This is a genomic window from Bacillus sp. GbtcB10, assembly GCF_019091365.1.
Taxonomy (GTDB): domain Bacteria; phylum Bacillota; class Bacilli; order Bacillales; family Bacillaceae; genus Bacillus; species Bacillus altitudinis.
In genome coordinates this window covers 120,470-139,254 of sequence record NZ_JAGXJP010000002.1, presented here as the reverse complement: position 1 = coordinate 139,254, position 18,785 = coordinate 120,470, and the positions used below count along the sequence as shown (strand labels likewise).

Sequence of the window (18,785 nt, the reverse complement as noted above, 5' to 3'; positions counted from 1 at the left end):
TCACAACAAAAGCAGGGATTATTATTTAGAGAAGCGAACTATTTTTGATACATAAAAGGGGGAGATCTATTGATGAAGAAATTGATAACAGCAGAGGATTTAACACAAATCGTGTCTGTTTCTCATCCAGTCTATTCACCAGATGGAAAAAAGGCTGTTTTTACAAAAGTATCGGTGAATGAAAAAAAGGATGATTACAATATTCATTTATGGGTTCGAGATGAAGGGACAGGGGAGCTGTCACAATGGACATTCGATGATGGAAAGCATCATCAGCCAGTGTGGTCAAATGACGGGAAGCAGCTTGCGTTTATTTTGCAGAAGCCAAAGGAAGTCCCTCAGCTCGCACTCATTCAGAGCGATGGCGGCGGCATTCGTACTTTAACGAATATTCCTTACGGCGTATCTCATCCTGTATTTTCACCGGATGGAGCGTTCATTTATGCATCGGTCTCATTAAAACAAGAAGAATCTGTTCATGATGAAAAAAAGGAAGAGTGCGATGACTTTGCTCCGGCAGTATATGATGATTTGACTTATAAAGCAGATGGCAGAGGCTTTTTAGACGGGCGTCTGACGCAAATTGTACAAATCGATGTCTGCTCAGGGGAGGTAGAGACGGTTACGAGTGAGCAGCATCATCATGTGAATCATGTCGTCTCTCCTTGCGGGAAGTGGCTCGCCTATATTCAATCCAACCCGCAGACGTTTTACATAAGTGATATCTGTCTCCTGTCATTAGAGGACGGTACATCCAAGAAAATCACCCAATCAACAGGCGCTTACTCGACCGTATCATTTTCTCCAAATGGAGAAAGCCTGTTGTACATTGGACACGAGCGTGAATTTCAGAATGCAACCTTCCCATCATTGTGGCTGTATGATCTGAAGGAGAAAAAGACCGTTCAACTGTCAGAAATGCTCGATATGTATGTTGGTAACTGTATGGCAGGGGATAGTGTCATAGGTGAAGCCAATCAGCTTCCGCAATGGACGAAGGATAGTCAGGGGTTTTATGCGCTTGTTTCTGATCAAGGGAGTACCGGGATTTATTATTTCTCTATTGAAGGCTTAGCCTATCCCGTTCGTTTAGAGGCAGAACATGTGACGAATTTCAGTCTTCATCCAGATGAATCAAAAATGCTGATCAGCCGTCTTTCACCTGTCTCGCCTAGTGAGCTGTATGAGCTGACTTTAGGGGAATCCTCACTCAAGCAAATCACGTTTGAGCATGATGACTTTCTAAAGGAACATGTCATATCCGAACCTGAACCAATTTCTTTCCAGTCAAAAGAAGGAGACGTTGTACATGGCTGGTTGATGAAGCCTGCTCAGATGGAAGAGGGGAAGACATATCCACTTATCTTAGAAATTCATGGCGGGCCGCATGCGATGTACGGTCATACGTATTTTCATGAATTTCAAATGCTCGCCGCTGAAGGGTATGCGATTGTTTACATCAACCCTCATGGCAGTCATGGATACGGACAGATGTTTACAGACCGGGTAAGAGGCAGCTATGGTGACGTTGATTATGAGGATGTCATGCTGGCTGTTGATCATGTGCTCGAAGCCTATGACTTTCTTGATGAAACAAGGCTTGGCGTAACAGGCGGCAGCTATGGCGGTTTTATGACCAATTGGATTGTCGGACAGACAGACCGTTTCCGTGCAGCTGTTACACAGCGTTCCATTTCAAACTGGATTAGCTTTTATGGCATCAGTGATATCGGCTATTTCTTTACAAAATGGCAGGTGGATGGGGATATTTATGATTCGGTTGATAAGCTATGGGATCGTTCGCCGCTAAAGTATGTAAAACAGGTGAACACACCGCTTCTCATCCTGCACAGTGATGAAGACTACCGCTGCCCAGTCGATCAAGGAGAGCAGCTTTTTGTGGCATTGAAGGAGCTTGGAAAAGACACGAGATTAGTCAAGTTTCCTAAGGCTTCTCATGATTTATCCAGAAGTGGCCACCCTGGGCAACGTATTCAAAGACTGACCTTTATTCAAGAATGGTTTAGAGAGAAGTTATCCTAATCAAAAAACGGCCCTGATTGGGTCGTTTCAGCGTGTAGACAAACCCTCGCATTCGGTGTCAGTCCTGCGTTCCGGTGCTCACGAATGTCAAATTCGCTCTGCGCCAGTACTCGTCCTTCCTAGACTGCAAAGGTTTTCTATCACACTGAAAAGAAGACAAAGGGCTAAAATTAGCCCTTTGTCAACAATTAAAAAACGACCCAGTAAGGGTCGTTTTCATGTCATATATGAATTAGAAAACCTGTTCAACTTCTACAACGCCAGGTACTTCTTCTAATAATGCGCGCTCAATACCGGCTTTCAATGTAATGGTTGAACTTGGGCAGCTGCCGCATGCACCAAGAAGGCGTAATTTCACAATGCCATCTTCAATGTCTACAAGCTCACAGTCTCCACCATCACGTAATAGAAATGGACGAAGTTTGTCCAGTACTTCCTGTACTTGGTCTTTCATTTCGACTTCAGTCATTAGATATAATCGCTCCTTTCACAACATATCACCATTATATTCATCTGGACGATAAAAATCTATTGATTGGTTTCAAAGTTTCCTTCTCATTATAGCACAATCTCATCTTGAAACAAAAAGTGATTTTGACTTTTTTCATACAGAAAATTCAGCTAAAATAAAGAAAGAATAGGGGGCTTGTCAAATGAACAAAACCGTTGACCTTTATGTATATGGAAGAGATGTCCTGTGCGCTAGTTGCGTGAATCTGCCTTCTTCAAAAGATACATTTGAGTGGCTAGATGCAGCATTAAAACGAAAATATCCAAATCAGCCGTTTCGCATCACATATATCGATATTGAGCACCCGCCTGAAAACGAACGCCAAAAAGAATTGTCTGAACGAATTCTTGATGATGAATTCTTTTATCCGCTTGTCCTTGTTGAGGATCAAATTGTTGGAGAGGGCAATCCGAAATTAAAAGATATTTATCAAGAAATGGAGAAATACGGGTACGAAGAGAGCAGTGAATGAGCTGTTCTTTTTTTAGGAAAATAAACAGAACAAACGTTCCTTTTTAGGTTGATTTAGAACGTTTGTTCGTTTATAATGAGATGAAAGGAGCGTGAGCATCATGAATTATTTACTAAAACAATCTCTTCATCAACAAATACCGATTGATATGATTTATATGAAGAAAAATGGAGAGTGCTCGAAACGAAAAATCATTGTACATCGTCAAACTGAACAGTTCATACAAGCGTATTGTTTATCGAAGAAGACGATCAGAACGTTTCGTAAAGACTGCATCCTTGCGCTTGCTCCTATCAAAGTGAACCATTCATCGGTACATGCCGTTTCATAATAAAAGCTCCTTCATTAGAAGGAGCTTTGAGAAAAAATTCACATCATTTTATCCATTGTGATGCTTGTACATCCAAAGAAGTCCAGATTTTAAGAGTCTTGGAACACGACCAACAAGTGGACGATCCGCCACTAAGCCAAAGCCGGCTTTTTTCCCTAAAGAGCCGAGTACGCCTTTTAACTTAAACTGTGGGTAAGCCTCAGGAAGCGGTTCGTTCTTCCAGCGTTTCTGTAGAGATTGCACAATTTGCTCTGCCTGTGCCTCGGCAAGCTGTGCACTTGGTGCATGAGGCAAGCTTGCGCAGTCACCTACGACATAGACATGCTCATCTCCAGGGAGATTGTGATGAGGAGTTAAGACGACACGGCCTTGTGCATCTTTTTCAACATCCATATCTCGCACGACTTTACTTGGCTGAATTCCTGCTGTCCACACGATGACATCTGCTTCAATGGCATCGTCATGGTTGTACACAACTCCTTCTTCAACCTTCGTAATATTGGCGCAGTTAATGATCTTTACATCGTTTTCTTCAAACCATTTTTGTACATATAAACTTAATCTTTTTGGGAAACTGGAAAGAATCAGTTCTCCGCGGTCAAAAAGAATGATGTTTAAATCAGAACGGCTTTCACGCAGTTCACTGGCCAGCTCTACCCCGCTAAGTCCAGCACCGACGATACCAACCGTTGCACCTGCACTCAAATTGTTTAATTTGTTATACGCAAGCCTTGACTGATCAATGGTTTGAATGCTGTATGTATGTTCTTTCGCCCCAGGGACATTGTGATACTTGTCCTCACAGCCGAGTCCGATTACCGTATCATCATATGGAATCGGTTCACGGTCGCTAAATAAGATCTGTTTGTTTTCAATATCAATTTTTTCTACTTCCCCGTATTGAATATCCAGCTTCGGATGCTCTGGAAAAGATACTCGAATGTGATGATCAGAGATCGTTCCAGCAGCAAGTGCATAATATTCTGTTTTTAAACAGTGGTAAGGATTTCGATCAATTAATGTGATAGTAACATCATCAGGTAATTGATTTGGCAATAAGCGGTGGAGAACCCGCATATTCCCGTAACCTCCGCCGATCAAGACTAAATTTTTCATGACGATTCTCCTTTTCCCCCTAGACATTGAAAAACACTTATTCTAAAAAACTTTAAGTTAAAATACCAAATAAAATTATATCGAATTTACTGTGAAACCACAATAATTGTTTCAAAATAACCTACATATTCATTACTTAGTCCTAAATAGTAAAACATTTTACGGGGAATAGGCGTAACGATTTATTGAAGCTCATGTTTTGACTAATAGAAGGAATTTCGGTAGGATAGTAAGGCAAATGTGAGGTGAAGCACAGTGTTTCCACTGATCGAATTTTGTGTAAGTAATCTTGCACAAGGGTCTCAAGAAGCAAAAGAGAAGCTAGAAAAAGACCCAAACTTAGATGTAATGGAATACGGCTGTTTAAGCTACTGCGGCAAATGTATGGACTCCCCATTTGCTCTTGTGAATGGAGAATTTGTTTCTGGAGAAAATGCAGAGCAGCTAGTCGAGCGTATTTATGCTTTTATAGAGGAAAACGACATGTTTTAAATGCACCACATGGGTCATGAGGTGCATTTTTTTCATATATTAAGTTTCCATTTTTCAGGAAAAAATGTAGAAAGCGCATCCAATATGTTATGCTAATAAAATATCATCAAAATGAAGCATCACACGAGAGAAAAAGAGGCATATGCATAATAAAAGCCCTTTGCCATGGCAGCAAAGAGCTTCTATGTATGAAAAACGGGGGATGATAAGATTGTCTCCTGAATCGACTCCTTTTATACTATAAAGAAACAACATTTTTGGAGGACGCTCATGACATCATTTCAATTCACGAAAATGCACGGACTAGGAAACAATTATATATACGTCAATCAGATGAAGGAACAGCTTCCAGAAGAGCAGCTGTCAGAGATAGCGATCCGCGTTTCTTCTGTTTATACAGGTATCGGTTCAGACGGAATGATCCTCATTTGCCCATCAGATGTTGCGCCTGTGAAGATGCGCATTTTCAACAATGATGGATCAGAGGGGAAAAACTGCGGTAACGGTCTGCGTTGCGTGGCAAAATATGTGTATGAGCATCAAATCGTAACAGACACAACGTTCCAGATTGAGACATTGTCAGGACTCGTTGAGGCGACCGTTCATGTGCAGGATGGTCACGTTCAGTTAGTGACAGTTGATATGGGTAAACCTCGTTTTGAAAAAGAAGCGATGCCAATGCTTGGTGAACCGGCCAGTACAACGATCAATGAACCGCTTGATTTTGGCACGACGACCTTAAATGGAACAGCTGTTTCAATGGGGAATCCCCATATCGTTTTCTATTTAGAAGACATTGAACAGGCGCCGCTTGATTCAGTTGGGCCAATTATTGAAAAGCATGACATGTTTCCAGAAGGCGTCAATGTAGAATTTGTGGAACGTGTCAGTGAAACGGAACTGCATTTTCGCGTGTGGGAAAGAGGATCAGGGATTACGCAAGCGTGCGGAACAGGAGCATGTGCTGCGGCTGTATCAACGATTGTGAATGGACATGCGAAAAAAGAAACGGATATGACCGTTCATCTAGCTGGCGGAGACCTCATCATTCGCTGGAAAGACAATGACCATGTGCTGATGACAGGACCTGCTGAAACAATTTGTGACGGCACATTCTATCTCTAAACCATTTATTTGAGAAAAGGCAACATCACGTTTATAATTGAAAAGAAACATCCAGTCAAAAGGAGGGATGATCGTGAGTACACCAGTAACGATTACAGAAGCTGCTGCATTGCAGATTAAAGATATGATGAAAGAACATGAAGAAGAAAATGCGTTCCTGCGAGTTGGCGTAAAAGGTGGCGGCTGCAGCGGTCTTTCATACGGGATGGGCTTTGACCATGAAGTCTCAGAGAAAGACACGCAGTTCGAACAGCACGGCATCAAGGTTCTTGTCGACTCCGAAAGCCTTGACATCATGAACGGAACCATCATTGATTTCAAACAATCACTAATGGGCGGCGGTTTCACGATTGACAATCCGAACGCGATTGCGTCATGCGGATGCGGTTCTTCGTTCAGAACAGCCACGAATACCGGTACGCCGGAAGAGTGTTAACAACTGATCATGGATAATAATAAGCCTCCTTGTTCGTTTGTTTTTGTAAACAACACGATCGAGGAGGCTTTTTGTTTTGAAGAGAAAAGATGACCAAAAAAAGATACTCATTCAGCGTCTCTTTCTCAAATGGCTTCTTCTATTTTCAATAGTTCTTTATCCAAGACATCCACCAACTCTTGGGTGCTAAACATATAGATCACCACTTCTTTATTGCCATCTTCCACATGGACTTCAATTTCAATTTTAATCTTTGCTGGTTTTTCATGGTATACCACTTCAAAGATGCCCATTCTTTTTGTATCATTGTTTTTATTCATTTTTTGAACGTTGGTGAGTATCTGTTTGATTTCTTGATCACTCAAACCAGCATCTAAAACCGAAGTGGATACACGCTTTAAAAAAGGTTCTAGCTGATCAACATCCATATTCGATCCGGCAGCGAATTGAGCATAATGTTTGTTATAATCTTTTGCGAACACTTCTACTGAGCCGCCAATCATCAGTAACAAGCTCAAACTAATCATGAAACGCTTTATCATCTTTCCACCTATCCTTCATGACAATCTTCTACTTCTTATATCGGTTGAACCAATCAAACCTTCATTCATTCCATTCCTTCTTAAACAATTTGTAAATCGCTCAATTTTGTTACAGCTTGTCCTCACAACTGGCTATTTCCCCTCGAAAAGAGTATCATGAGAACCAAACATAAACTGTCATCAGAAAAGAGGTTGCTGAGGTTTGAGTGAACAAATCAATTGCAGGAACTGTCATGAACTGATTCCGTATCGGTCCAAAACATGTCCATCTTGCGGGATAGACAAGCCGCTTCCGAAAAAGGAACGTGTGAAGGATCGGGTAATTTTGGTTGTGGCAGGAATTGTTGTGGTGTTACTTGCTGCAATGGTACTTGGAATGGCGAATGCCTATATTGGGATTTTTAAATAAACAAAAAAGGAGTTCCGCAGATGGAACTCCTTTTTTTGATCCGTTCTTATTTATTTTCAAATAAGCTTGTGGAATGGAGCGGCTGTACACGGGCTTTCGGGTCCATGTAGGCTTTCGCGTTGTTCACAGCAGTTGGTGCTTCACCAAATCCGCTTGCGATTAATTTGACTTTTCCTTCATACGTACAGATGTCTCCTGCCGCATAGAAGCCTTCGATGTTTGTTTCCATCGTGGATTTGACCACGATAGAGTTCTTTTCGATTTCAAGGCCCCATTGTTTGATTGGTCCAAGGGAGGAAACAAAACCGAAGTTGACGATCACATCGTCCACATCTAGTACTTGTTTTTTATCGCCTTTCACTTCTTCAAGCACAATTTGTTCAATGCGTTCTTCACCAATGAGCTCAGTTGGCACAAATGGTGTCAGCACATTGACTTTCGAGTTGTGCAAGTTTTCTACACTGTGCTCATGTGCACGGAATTTATCACGACGGTGAATAATCGATACTTCTTTTGCGATTGGCTCAAGCATCAGTGCCCAGTCGACCGCAGAGTCTCCGCCGCCAAGAACAGCAACACGTCTACCAGCGAATTGGTTCAGGTCATTGATGAAGTAATGCAGGTTGCTTCCTTCAAATGATTCTGCTGCATCTAGCTCAAGCTTTCTCGGTTGGAATGCACCGTTACCAGCTGTAATGATGATTGTTTTTGAATAATGAACCTCTTGATTCGTAACGAGTTTGAAAATACCGTCTGCTTGTTTTTCAACCGTTTCCACAGCTTGCTCTAAGCAAATGGTTTGGTCAAATTTATCCATTTGTTCCTTTAAATTATCAACTAATTCTTGTGCGCGGATTTTTGGGAAACCAGCCACATCATAAATGTATTTTTCAGGGTAAAGAGCGGATAGTTGACCGCCGAGCTGAGGAAGGCTCTCAATGATTTTCACACTTGCCTGTCTCATGCCTCCGTAAAACGCAGTAAACAATCCGACTGGGCCGCCCCCGATAACGGTAATGTCATATACCTTAGAATCTTCTTGCATTCCTTAATCCTCCCAAATGAAAATTGTTATCACTATATCATATCATAACACATATCGTCGTTTGACTTGTTTTGAAAAACTTGTCGTTTTTTGATGCCGATGCTGTGAAAAGGGGAAAAAAGAGAGAAAGACCGTTTATCCTAAGGATTTTCAGTTTAAAGCCTTGAAAAAAGGAGCAGAACTCGCTATTATTGTTAAGGGAACTAAATATTAATTTTTTATGAATTTTTGTCGGAAACGGTCAAATGCTTTCGTTTTTTGTAGGTGAAAGTTCAGATTTTCACATACTTATTTTTTGTTTAAATTTCATAAAATGCCGCAAAGCGGTTGAGAATAACGATATGTAATTCTTTATCCGTTTTACAGCAAATTTAAAAAAGGTGGATGTGATTCCAGTGAATAAACCGAAAATCGTTGTATTAGGTGCAGGTTATGGCGGATTAATGACTGTAACAAGATTAACAAAACAGCTTGGCACAAATGATGCGGACATTACTCTTGTGAACAAGCATAATTATCATTACGAAACAACATGGTTACATGAAGCAAGTGCAGGTACTCTTCATCATGACCGTTGTCGTTATCAAATCAAAGATGTGATTAACAGTTCCCGTGTCAACTTTGTACAAGCAACAGTTGAAAGCATTAATAAGGAAGAGAAGAAAGTTGTGACATCAGATGGCGAACTTTCTTATGACTACCTTGTTGTTGCGCTTGGTGCTGTTCCTGAAACATTTGGTATTGCAGGACTGAAAGAATATGCATTCTCAATCTCTAACATCAACTCTGCTCGTCAGCTTCGTGAGCATATTGAGCTTCAATTTGCGACTTATAATACAGATGCTGAAAAGCGCCCAGAGCGTCTAACTATCGTTGTCGGCGGTGCAGGCTTCACAGGTATTGAGTTCCTTGGTGAGCTTGGAAACCGTGTACCTGAGCTTTGCAAAGAGTATGATATTGATCAAAAAGACGTGCGTATTATCTGTGTAGAAGCTGCACCAACAGCTCTTCCAGGATTTGATCCTGAATTGATCGACTATGCGATGAACTACCTTCAAGGTAAAGGTGTTGAGTTCAAAATCGGTACAGCGATCAAAGAATGTACGCCTGAGGGCATCATTGTTGGAAAAGACGATGATACAGAAGAAATCAAAGCTGAAACTGTTGTATGGGCTGCTGGTGTACGTGGTAACCCAATCGTTGAAGAAGCTGGATTTGAAAACATGCGCGGCCGCGTAAAAGTGTCTCCAGATCTTCGTGTACCAGAAAATGAAGATGTATTCATCATCGGTGACTGCTCATTAATCATCAATGAAGAAATTAATCGTCCATACCCACCTACTGCACAAATTGCGATGCAGCAAGGTGAAACAGTAGCGAAAAACCTTGCAGCACTAGTAAAAGGTGGCACGCTTGAAAGCTTTAAGCCAGACATCAAAGGAACAGTTGCTTCTCTTGGTGAACACGACGCTGTAGGTGTTGCGTTTGGTAAAAAACTTCAAGGAACAAAAGCTTCTGCAATGAAAAAAATCATCGACAACCGTTCATTATTCATGGTTGGCGGACCAGGACTTGTTCTGAAAAAAGGAAAATTCAAGTTCTTCTAAACCGATATAGACAAAAACGTGTATCCCTGTGGTACACGTTTTTTCATGTTTGACGGAATATTTTCTCACTTGGTACTGGACAGAAAAATATGTTATGATGAATTATCAGAAAATTTAGATTAAGGAGTGAGCAATATGAATGCACAAACGAAAGAAAAAAAGTCAACTTGTCAGTATTGTTCAGGAAAAGGATATTTTCAGTTATTGCTCGGCGGATCAGAAACATGTGAGGAATGTAAAGGGACAGGAAAGAAGCATTAATCTTACGGCTTTTTCCATTGATTGACTTCATCTCTATTTCCAAGTTAAACTAATGATGGGATATTTGGGGGTGGAGATGAAGTGATCAGTTTACCAGTCGTTATCATTTCAGTTATTTTATTTTTCGTGTTATTCTTCGGCATTGGCTTTTTGCTGAATATGCTGCTGAGAATGTCATGGATTATGGCAATTTTATATCCAATTGTATGCCTTTTCATTATCAATAATCAAAAGATGATCGCTTATGTAAGAGAACCAGGCATTGCTTTTTCCGGGATAGGAGACCGCATCGTTTCTCTTGCTGCGGCAGATATCATCATTTTATTAAGTGGTCTAATTGGTGCCATTGCCTCAGGTTTTGTCATCAATGCCCTTCGTAAAAGAGGCTATCAAATGTTTTAACTCACTTGTCTACACGCAAGTGGGTTTTTTTGTTTCTCCTTTGCATAGTTTCCATTTTGTTTGGAAACAAATAGATGGGTAGAGGAGTGACAAATAGAAATGAAAACATGGATGAAACGATTGTTCATGACAGGTCTGTTTATGCTTGCCTTGATGACAAGCTTTACGGGCATATCTGGCGTAGAACCAAGTGATCTCGCTGCATGGGTGAAAGAGACCGATGCCGGTAAGCACGTATCTTCTTTTTTAAAGCATCCAAAAAGGCAGACGATGGCGGTGAAAAGTGATGATTTGCGTGCTGTTTCTCTCGAAGAAGCATTTAATTGGAACGATTATCCGAAGCAAAAGGTTGTCGCCACAGGTTATACAGCAGGAGTAGAATCAACAGGTAAGACGAAAGAACATCATGCATATGGCATTACATATTCAGGCGTCAAAGTAAAACGTGATTTATATTCAACCGTGGCAGCGGACCCATCTGTCTTTCCGATAGGAACTGTCCTGTTTATCCCCAATTATGGCTATGGTGTAGTCGCAGATACTGGGAAAGCGATTAAAGGTCATAAGCTTGATTTATATTATGAAACGGTTGATGATGTGTATAGAGAATGGGGTAAAAAAGTGCTGGACGTTTATGTGATTAAAAAGGGTGAAGGGACGCTGACAGAAAAAGACTTAAATCAGTTGAATGAAGCAGAATCGATGCAAGTGTTCCGGCAGCAGTTTCAAGCCAATAAAGAATAAAAAAGCTTTGGATCTCAAAAGGTCCAAAGCTTTTTCGTTTCTACATGAAGTAATAATCTAAGATGAGTGTGAGCAAGATTCCTGTTAAGCCGCCGAAGAAGACTTCAATCGGCTTATGCCCAAGAAGCTCTTTCAATTTCTTTTGCTTCTCTTTTTCTTCCGCATTTGGGAAGTTCTTTGCCTCGGCAACAAACCGGTTAAAATCTGTGACCAGTTTGTTCAGGACAGTTGCCTGTTCTCCTGCCTGTCTGCGAACACCTGTCGCATCAAACATCGTAATAATGGCAAAGATGGCGGAAATGGCAAAAATAGATGTTCCTAGCCCGTGCTCTAAAGCAACTGCTGTTGAGAGTGCTGTTACTGCTGCGGAGTGTGAACTTGGCATTCCGCCTGTGCTTGTAATGAGCGACCAATCTAGTCGTCTAGAAATGATAAATTGAATCGGTACTTTTACAAATTGTGCAAAAAAGATGGCTGCAAGGCTGGCAAGCAGCGGAAAATTCGTCAGTACGCTCATGAACAAGAAACATCCTCTCTTTAAGAAAAAATAACGTGCGAAATGATAAAGTATTTACCCTAGTAAGATAAAAAAATGATGGCAGTAAGAACTGTTGCCAAGTCCATGTTCATTATAACATTAAAGAAAGTAGATGTGGAACGAGGAGACCATGGACAGGCTGCTATGGATCGCTGCCGCTTTTTCATGATGCCCTTCCGCATGCCAAAATATAAATGTTCTTCAAGGGAAGACAGGCTGGCAATGATCGTATCAGCACATAAATTTTGATATAATAGAAGTTCCAATGTGAAATATGGAGTTCATTGAAGGAGCGTGTGATAAATATGTTTTTCTCGACAAATGAGTTGCAACATAAAGATACACTGGCCATCGGACTTTTTCAAAAGAGCCAACTATCAGGAAAAGCAAAAGAAATGGATGAATTACATGGAGGAAGAATCACTGAATTACTAAAAGAAGGCGATATTTCATCTAAACGAAATCAGCTTTCGAAATTTTTCCCATCCCCTGAAACCGGCATTAAACGCATTTATTTTGTCGGGCTTGGGAAGGAGTCAGATTACACGTTTGAAGAGGCAAAGGAAGTGTTTGCGCATTTATTTAAAAAGCTTCATCAAGATAAAAAGCAAGCAGTTTCGGTTTTGCTTGATACATTTACAGGAAAGGATCTGCCTGTTCAAGATGCAGCCCATGCCCTTTCTGAAAGCTGCCTTTTAGCTACATATGAATTACAAGATTTTAAACATAAAACGAATGAACCGGATCGCTTTATCGAATTTGTTTATGCAACAACGGATCATGATGCTGCCGAAATTCAGGCAAGTCTGAAAGTGGGCGAAGTCTACGGACAATCGGTCAATTCGGCTCGTACACTTGTGAATATGCCGCCGAACATGCTCACGTCCTCTGATCTTGCATCCTATGCGGCAGAGCTTGCTTATAAATATGAATTCGAGATTGAAATTTTAGATAAAGAACAAATGGAAGAGCTCGGAATGGGCGGTATTCTAGCCGTTAATAGAGGCTCAACAGAACCACCGAAGCTGATTGTATTGAAATATCAAGGCAAGGAAGAATGGACAGACGTCATCGGCCTTGTCGGTAAAGGCATTACGTATGATACAGGTGGGTATTCCTTAAAGCCAAGAGCAAGTATGGTGGGGATGAAAACAGATATGGGCGGTTCAGCCTCTGTTTTAGGCGCAATGGAAATCATCGGTGAACTTCGTCCAGAGCAGAATGTCATTGCGGTCATCGCCTCAACAGATAATATGGTCTCAGCAGATGCGATGAAGCCAGATGACGTCATTGTTTCACTAAGCGGCAAAACAATCGAAGTGCTTAACACGGATGCAGAAGGCCGTCTTGTTTTAGCAGATGGTGTGACCTATGCGAAGCAGCATGGCGCCTCTGTGCTTGTGGATGTTGCGACATTAACAGGCGGTGTCATTGTGGCACTTGGGAATGAAACAACAGGCGTGATGACCAATAACGATGAACTGTATGCCCAGTTTAAAGAGGCATCAGAAGAATGCGGGGAAATGATTTGGCAGCTGCCAATCACCGAAAAAGATAAAAAACGAGTAAGAAACAGCAAAATGGCTGATCTGAATAACTCACCAGGTCGTGATGGTCATGCGATCATGGCAGGTGCATTCATTGGGGAATTCGCTGAAGACACCCCTTGGGTTCACTTAGATATTGCAGGAACAGCCACGACAGAAAAGCCTTCATGCTTTGGTCCAACAGGAGCAACAGGTGTGATGGTCAGATCATTAGCAACATTTGTGGAACGATTTGAACCGAAGAAATAACGACGGAAGCTCTGCCAACTGGCAGAGCTCAGCGTGTAGACAAACCCTCGCATTCGGTGTCAGTCCTGCGCTTAGGTGCTCACGAATGTCAAATTCGCTCCGCGCCGATGCTCGTCCTTCCTAGACTGCAAAGGTTTTCTATCACGCTGAAAAGAAGACAAAGGGCTAAAATAAAATTCATTTTAGCCCTTTGTCAACAATCTGAGCTCTGCCAACTGGCAGAGCTTTTTATGTAGGCCATACGCCATTTGACGAAGTAAATTTTCTATGGTAACATACGTTGGTACTTTAATTATCTACTACATTAGTAAACTAAAGGATTTCGGAGGTTTCACCATGAATGCAGTTGTTTTAGCGGTTGTTTTAATGTTGATATTAAGCTTGCTGCGGGTCAATGTCGTGATTGCGCTGGCACTTGGCGCTTTAGCGGGCGGACTTGCAGGTGGATTAGGTCTAGGGGGAACAGTTCAAGCGTTCACTGACGGTCTTGGCGGAAATGCGACAGTGGCGATTAGTTACGCACTATTAGGTGCATTCGCAGCCGCACTGACGAAAACGGGTCTTCCTGATGCCATGGTCGAAGGAGCTGTGAAGCTTCTTGGAAAAGAAGGCGATTCAAGAAGAAAAACATTATCAAAAGTGCTCATTATTCTGGTCATTTTGATCGTATCTTGTTTTTCTCAAAACGTTGTTCCTGTTCATATTGCCTTTATTCCGGTCTTAATCCCGCCATTATTAAAGGTGTTTAACGAGCTTCAAATTGACCGCAGACTGCTAGCATGTGTGATGACTTTCGGACTTACTGCACCATATATTTTGCTTCCGGTCGGTTTTGGACAGATTTTTCACGGAATGCTTCGTGACAACATGAAAGATGCAGGTTTAACAGTGAATTTAGCAGACATTCCGTATGCGATGCTGATTCCTGTAGGCGGCATGGTTCTTGGCTTGATCGTTTCACTCTTTGTCTATCGTAAGCCAAAAACATATGAGAATCGTGACATTACGGATGTAGAAAAATCAGCATATACAAAAAAGAGCTTATTCTTTGCTGGACTTGCGATCCTTGTATCACTTATTGTTCAGTTATATCTCTCTCAAAGCCTTGGAGTCGAAGGGATGATCTTCGGTGCGCTTGCAGGCTTGCTTGTCTTGTTTGTAACGGGAATGATGAAACGCGATGAAGCAGATGCGCTGATTACATCTGGCATGAACATGATGGCATTTATCGGATTTGTCATGCTTGTTGCAGCTGGATTTGCCAATGTTTTAACGAAAACAGGAGATATTGAATCTCTCGTCAAGGCGTCTTCTCAATTTATCGGAAACAGCCAAAGCTTAGCGGCTATTTTAATGCTACTGGTGGGTCTGCTAGTGACAATGGGCATTGGCTCATCATTTGCAACGATTCCGATTATTACGACGATCTTTGTCCCGCTTTGTTTACACTTAGGATTCAGCCCGATGGCGACTATTGCGATTATTGGTTCAGCTGCGGCGGTAGGAGATGCAGGTTCACCTGCAAGCGACAGTACACTCGGACCAACATCTGGACTGAATATGGATGGACAGCATCACCACATTTGGGGTACATGTGTCCCAACATTCGCTTTTTATAATATCCCGCTCGTCTTGTTCGGCTGGCTTGCGGCAATTATGCTATAAATGAAAAAAGGTTCCTTACTCATAGAGTAAAGGAACCTTTTCTGATATTAGGAAGCTGTTTGTTCTTTTCGAAAGGATGTGGCTTTTGAAACTGATCGATAAATTTTAGGTGCTAGCATCGCAAGGAGAATGGTCAGCGCGTAGTCTTTTACCATAAACCACATCATGAAGAACCATGTGGTTTGATAAGAGATTGGTGCGTTCAGCCATACATTTAATGCGATGTACGTATAAGTTGTCCCGATCACATACATCACGGTCGTTCCTGCAATGGCTGCAAATAAAAAGCGGCCAAAACCAGGGTTTTGTCTTTTTTCAAGAATGAATCCGGCAAGCCATGCAGCAGGAATGTATGATAACACAAAGCCACCGCTTTTTCCTAAAATAACGCCGAGACCCGCCGAGAACTGTGCGAATACAGGTGCACCAGCGATCCCAACAAGAGCATAGACAATCATGGCCAATGCGCCAAGTCGTCTGCCCAGCAAAAGACCAGCAAGCACACAAAAAAACGGCTGCATCGTAAGTGGGATTCCGCCGACCTGTAAAAATGGCACAATGGATGTGATATTGGCTCCGATAGCCATGAGCGCAGCAAACATCCCGACGAGCACAAAGTCAGCTGTTCTTGTCTTCTTTTGCATGATATTTCCCCCTGTCTTATCTGTACAAATAGATTAAGGGGAAGAGGTTCTTTTGTCAACTCATTTTTATTTTAGGTTAACAATAAAACCCGCCCCTGAAAAGGGCGGGCTAGATATTAAGCTTCGGTCATGGAAGAGGTTTCAAGGGCTTTACTAACAGGCACATAATCATAGCCGAGATCACGAGCGACAGCTTCATAGGTGATATGTCCGTTCATCACATTGACGCCTTCAGCAATCGCCTTGTTTTCTTTGATCGCTTTTGCAGCACCTTTATTTGCAATCTGCAGGGCGTATGGGACCGTGACATTTGTTAAAGCAACTGTCGATGTTCTCGGAACCGCTCCTGGCATATTGGCAACAGCATAATGTAAAATGCCGTGCTTTTCATAAGTAGGCTGATCATGTGTTGTGATATGATCGATTGTTTCCACAATCCCGCCTTGGTCAATGGCTACATCGACAATGACAGAACCAGGCTTCATTTGTTTCACCATTTCTTCTGTGACAAGGGTTGGTGCTTTAGCACCTGGGATGAGAACCGCACAAATGAGCAGGTCTGCCTCGCTCACTGAATCTGCAATGTTAACAGGATTAGACATTAACGTTTTCATTTGATGACCAAACTGATCGTCCAGCTGACGTAATCGTTCCGCATTTACATCAATAAGGGTGACATCTGCGCCAAGTCCGATCGCCATTTTCGCTGCATTTGTTCCAACGACACCGCCGCCAATAATGGTGACTTTCCCTCTCGATACTCCTGGCACGCCGGCGAGCAAAATGCCTTTTCCGCCTTTTGGCTTTTCTAAAAATTGAGCACCAATCTGAGCAGCCATTCTACCTGCTACTTCAGACATTGGCGTTAATAGAGGGAGTGATTTTCCGTCCGTTACCGTTTCATAAGCAATGGCTGTTACACCTTTTTGTTTTAATGCTTCAGCCAAGGAGGGCTCTGCTGCAAGGTGCAAGTACGTAAATAAGATCAGACCTTCTCTGAAATATGAATATTCTTCAGGTAATGGTTCTTTTACCTTCATAATCATATCAGAAGATGCCCACACATCTTTCGCTTGATCAAGAATCTCTGCACCAACAGATACATAATCGTCATCAGTGAAACCGCTTCCAAAACCAGCGTTCGTTTCAATTAAAATCTGGTGTCCAGCTGAAAGCAATTGAGATGCTGCTCCTGGTGTTAATGCGACCCGGTTTTCATTGTTCTTAATCTCTTTCGGAATGCCGATGATCATATCAATTCCTCCTATGCTTATCTATTGATATTGTATGTCTAGTGTATCCTGAAAGTTTAGAAAATTCTTCGGTTGAATGAAAAAATTAAAAAACGCCTCTTTGTGAAATTTCACAAAGGGACGTTTTTTAGCTTCATATCAAGATAAATGGTCATTTTCTCATTCATGTTTTTTAAATCAATTTCTGCAATGTCCGTAATCCGCTTCAGCCTGTAATTCAGTGTGTTGATATGAATATTTAACTGCTTTGCGGCGATATTGGCGTTGCTGTCACAATCAATAAACCGTTCAAGGGTCTCGACGAGGTTGGAATGATGCCTGAGATCGTAATCCTCAAGCTTTGATAAAGAGTAACTGGAATAAGACGATCCCTTTCGTTTTTCAGCAAGCACATCTAAGTATTGATAAATACCCAGTTCAGAAAAGCTGTTTAATTGTTCTGTTTCCACAGGAAAGCGTTCTTTTGTTTTTAAGACGGCCAGTGCTTCTTTATAGGATGGCTGAATATGAGTAATGTGATCGTAAATTCCACCAATGGCCGCTTGAACGTCATGGAGCTGATACCGATCAGACAACTGCTTTAGCATGCCGCTTGTGAATTGTTTAATATCTTGAAGCGGATGTTCTGTTTTTGGCGAGACAAGAATAATGAATTCGTTAAAATCAACAGTCGTTAACAGCACCTGCACTTGCTGCGTTGTTTCAAGCAGATAGGAGAGCTTCTTTTCCGTATCTTCAGTGAGTTCATCACGAAGGCGAAAAATAATAATGGCATACGTGTCTGGACACCTCATCCCAAGCCTCAAGAAGAGATCAAGCATCTCATCCTTTTCATGAATATGTCCTGTGAGCATCTTCCAAAATAGCTCCTGATTGCGTTCTTCTGTTTTCGTTTTTCGAATTTGTAAATTGAGTAATTTGTTTTTCACGGCATGTGCTGCCATCTTGAGAAGGTCCATTTCTTCATCTGAAAAAGGCTGCGTGGATTCAATTGCCCAGATAAAACCGAGCACCTCTTTGTCTTTCCATATGGAAATGGCAACCCTGCTGGATAGACCGACTTCTGCAATTTGAGGTACGCGAAGCGGTTCATCTGTTTTAAGGAGTGTAGGAATGATACCGTCTTTCCAAAGCCGATTAATGACTTTTTCCGGTACACGGCGGGAGATAATGGTTGAAGTTCTGGCGGGATCAGTGAAATCATTATGTGTGCTATAGGCTAATAATCGATGATGAGTATCTTCTATAGTAATAGGGCAATTGAGCACATCACTAATTTGGTCTGCCACATCCTCTAAACGATCAAGGCTATACTTAAATGGATCTGTCTTTTTTGTCATAAAAAACCCCTGC

The 18,785-nt window shown here is 41.8% G+C and carries 20 protein-coding genes and 1 pseudogene; 13 read left to right on the top strand and 8 right to left on the bottom strand.

All coding sequences use genetic code 11. The annotated features are described in order from the left end of the window. The first annotated feature begins 72 nt into the window (after nt 1–72). Complete coding sequence (locus tag KVT11_RS06145) at nt 73–2,043, top strand: S9 family peptidase (protein WP_017358918.1); 1,971 nt, start codon at nt 73–75, stop codon at nt 2,041–2,043. Nucleotides 2,044–2,275: 232 nt separating this feature from the next. Here the strand turns inward: KVT11_RS06145 and KVT11_RS06140 are convergent. Then, nucleotides 2,276–2,575, bottom strand: a pseudogene (locus tag KVT11_RS06140) (NifU family protein). A gap of 121 nt (nt 2,576–2,696) precedes the next feature. Here KVT11_RS06140 and KVT11_RS06135 point away from each other — a divergent pair. Continuing rightward, on the top strand, nt 2,697–3,026 hold the full coding sequence (locus KVT11_RS06135) for a YuzD family protein (RefSeq protein ID WP_008346819.1): 330 nt from the start codon (nt 2,697–2,699) through the stop codon (nt 3,024–3,026). Nucleotides 3,027–3,126: 100 nt separating this feature from the next. After that, nucleotides 3,127–3,357, top strand: a complete 231-nt coding sequence (locus KVT11_RS06130) for a WYL domain-containing protein (RefSeq protein ID WP_017358919.1) — start codon at nt 3,127–3,129, stop codon at nt 3,355–3,357. Nucleotides 3,358–3,405: 48 nt separating this feature from the next. Here KVT11_RS06130 and KVT11_RS06125 read toward each other — a convergent pair whose 3' ends face one another. Beyond that, a complete protein-coding gene (locus KVT11_RS06125; protein WP_017367978.1) occupies nt 3,406–4,473 on the bottom strand; it encodes an NAD(P)/FAD-dependent oxidoreductase in 1,068 nt (355 codons plus the stop codon). Nucleotides 4,474–4,728: 255 nt separating this feature from the next. Between KVT11_RS06125 and KVT11_RS06120 the strand changes: the two genes are divergently transcribed. The 3 genes from KVT11_RS06120 to erpA all read left to right on the top strand — a co-directional run bounded on the left by KVT11_RS06120 (nt 4,729) and on the right by erpA (nt 6,526). Next, on the top strand, nt 4,729–4,965 hold the full coding sequence (locus KVT11_RS06120; RefSeq protein ID WP_008346813.1) for a YuzB family protein: 237 nt from the start codon (nt 4,729–4,731) through the stop codon (nt 4,963–4,965). 270 nt (nt 4,966–5,235) lie between these two features. Beyond that, nucleotides 5,236–6,090, top strand: coding sequence for a diaminopimelate epimerase (gene dapF, locus KVT11_RS06115; protein WP_008346809.1), 855 nt, complete (start codon nt 5,236–5,238; stop codon nt 6,088–6,090). A 73-nt stretch (nt 6,091–6,163) separates the two neighbouring features. Then, nucleotides 6,164–6,526 (top strand): iron-sulfur cluster insertion protein ErpA, encoded by a 363-nt coding sequence (gene erpA, locus KVT11_RS06110; protein ID WP_008357254.1) that lies wholly within the window; start codon nt 6,164–6,166, stop codon nt 6,524–6,526. A gap of 125 nt (nt 6,527–6,651) precedes the next feature. Here the strand turns inward: erpA and KVT11_RS06105 are convergent, their stop codons facing one another. Continuing rightward, nucleotides 6,652–7,068 carry a hypothetical protein gene (locus tag KVT11_RS06105; RefSeq protein WP_008346805.1) on the bottom strand — a complete coding sequence of 139 codons (417 nt, stop codon included), beginning with the start codon at nt 7,066–7,068 and terminating at the stop codon, nt 6,652–6,654. Nucleotides 7,069–7,270: 202 nt separating this feature from the next. Here KVT11_RS06105 and KVT11_RS06100 point away from each other — a divergent pair, with 202 nt between their 5' ends. After that, on the top strand, nt 7,271–7,477 hold the full coding sequence (locus KVT11_RS06100; protein ID WP_008346803.1) for a hypothetical protein: 207 nt from the start codon (nt 7,271–7,273) through the stop codon (nt 7,475–7,477). Nucleotides 7,478–7,523: 46 nt separating this feature from the next. Here KVT11_RS06100 and yumC read toward each other — a convergent pair whose 3' ends face one another. Continuing rightward, nucleotides 7,524–8,522, bottom strand: a complete 999-nt coding sequence (gene yumC / locus KVT11_RS06095; RefSeq protein WP_008346801.1) for a ferredoxin--NADP reductase 2 — start codon at nt 8,520–8,522, stop codon at nt 7,524–7,526. Nucleotides 8,523–8,911: 389 nt separating this feature from the next. Between yumC and KVT11_RS06090 the strand changes: the two genes are divergently transcribed. The 4 genes from KVT11_RS06090 to KVT11_RS06075 all read left to right on the top strand — a co-directional run bounded on the left by KVT11_RS06090 (nt 8,912) and on the right by KVT11_RS06075 (nt 11,536). Then, nucleotides 8,912–10,129 (top strand): NAD(P)/FAD-dependent oxidoreductase, encoded by a 1,218-nt coding sequence (locus KVT11_RS06090; protein WP_162149727.1) that lies wholly within the window; start codon nt 8,912–8,914, stop codon nt 10,127–10,129. Between the two features lie 135 nt (nt 10,130–10,264). After that, nucleotides 10,265–10,390 (top strand): YuiA family protein, encoded by a 126-nt coding sequence (locus KVT11_RS06085; RefSeq protein WP_008346797.1) that lies wholly within the window; start codon nt 10,265–10,267, stop codon nt 10,388–10,390. Nucleotides 10,391–10,471: 81 nt separating this feature from the next. Beyond that, the gene (locus KVT11_RS06080) at nt 10,472–10,792 is read left to right on the top strand and encodes a YuiB family protein (protein WP_003212933.1); all 321 of its coding nucleotides are present in this window, start codon (nt 10,472–10,474) and stop codon (nt 10,790–10,792) included. Nucleotides 10,793–10,891: 99 nt separating this feature from the next. After that, a complete protein-coding gene (locus tag KVT11_RS06075; protein ID WP_017358926.1) occupies nt 10,892–11,536 on the top strand; it encodes a 3D domain-containing protein in 645 nt (214 codons plus the stop codon). Between the two features lie 40 nt (nt 11,537–11,576). Here the strand turns inward: KVT11_RS06075 and KVT11_RS06070 are convergent, their stop codons facing one another. Beyond that, complete coding sequence (locus tag KVT11_RS06070) at nt 11,577–12,053, bottom strand: divergent PAP2 family protein (protein WP_008346791.1); 477 nt, start codon at nt 12,051–12,053, stop codon at nt 11,577–11,579. Between the two features lie 326 nt (nt 12,054–12,379). Between KVT11_RS06070 and KVT11_RS06065 the strand changes: the two genes are divergently transcribed. Together KVT11_RS06065 and KVT11_RS06060 are read left to right on the top strand one after the other, a co-directional pair. Continuing rightward, nucleotides 12,380–13,870, top strand: a complete 1,491-nt coding sequence (locus tag KVT11_RS06065; protein WP_008346787.1) for a leucyl aminopeptidase — start codon at nt 12,380–12,382, stop codon at nt 13,868–13,870. 336 nt (nt 13,871–14,206) lie between these two features. Then, nucleotides 14,207–15,535 (top strand): Na+/H+ antiporter family protein, encoded by a 1,329-nt coding sequence (locus tag KVT11_RS06060; RefSeq protein WP_008345907.1) that lies wholly within the window; start codon nt 14,207–14,209, stop codon nt 15,533–15,535. Nucleotides 15,536–15,582: 47 nt separating this feature from the next. Here KVT11_RS06060 and KVT11_RS06055 read toward each other — a convergent pair whose 3' ends face one another. The 3 genes from KVT11_RS06055 to KVT11_RS06045 all read right to left on the bottom strand — a co-directional run bounded on the left by KVT11_RS06055 (nt 15,583) and on the right by KVT11_RS06045 (nt 18,772). After that, nucleotides 15,583–16,179 carry a biotin transporter BioY gene (locus KVT11_RS06055; RefSeq protein ID WP_041091835.1) on the bottom strand — a complete coding sequence of 199 codons (597 nt, stop codon included), beginning with the start codon at nt 16,177–16,179 and terminating at the stop codon, nt 15,583–15,585. A gap of 116 nt (nt 16,180–16,295) precedes the next feature. Further along, the gene (ald, locus tag KVT11_RS06050; RefSeq protein ID WP_008345903.1) at nt 16,296–17,432 is read right to left on the bottom strand and encodes an alanine dehydrogenase; all 1,137 of its coding nucleotides are present in this window, start codon (nt 17,430–17,432) and stop codon (nt 16,296–16,298) included. A 110-nt stretch (nt 17,433–17,542) separates the two neighbouring features. Further along, complete coding sequence (locus KVT11_RS06045; protein WP_008345900.1) at nt 17,543–18,772, bottom strand: sporulation transcriptional activator AdeR; 1,230 nt, start codon at nt 18,770–18,772, stop codon at nt 17,543–17,545. Between the last annotated feature and the right edge of the window lie 13 nt (nt 18,773–18,785).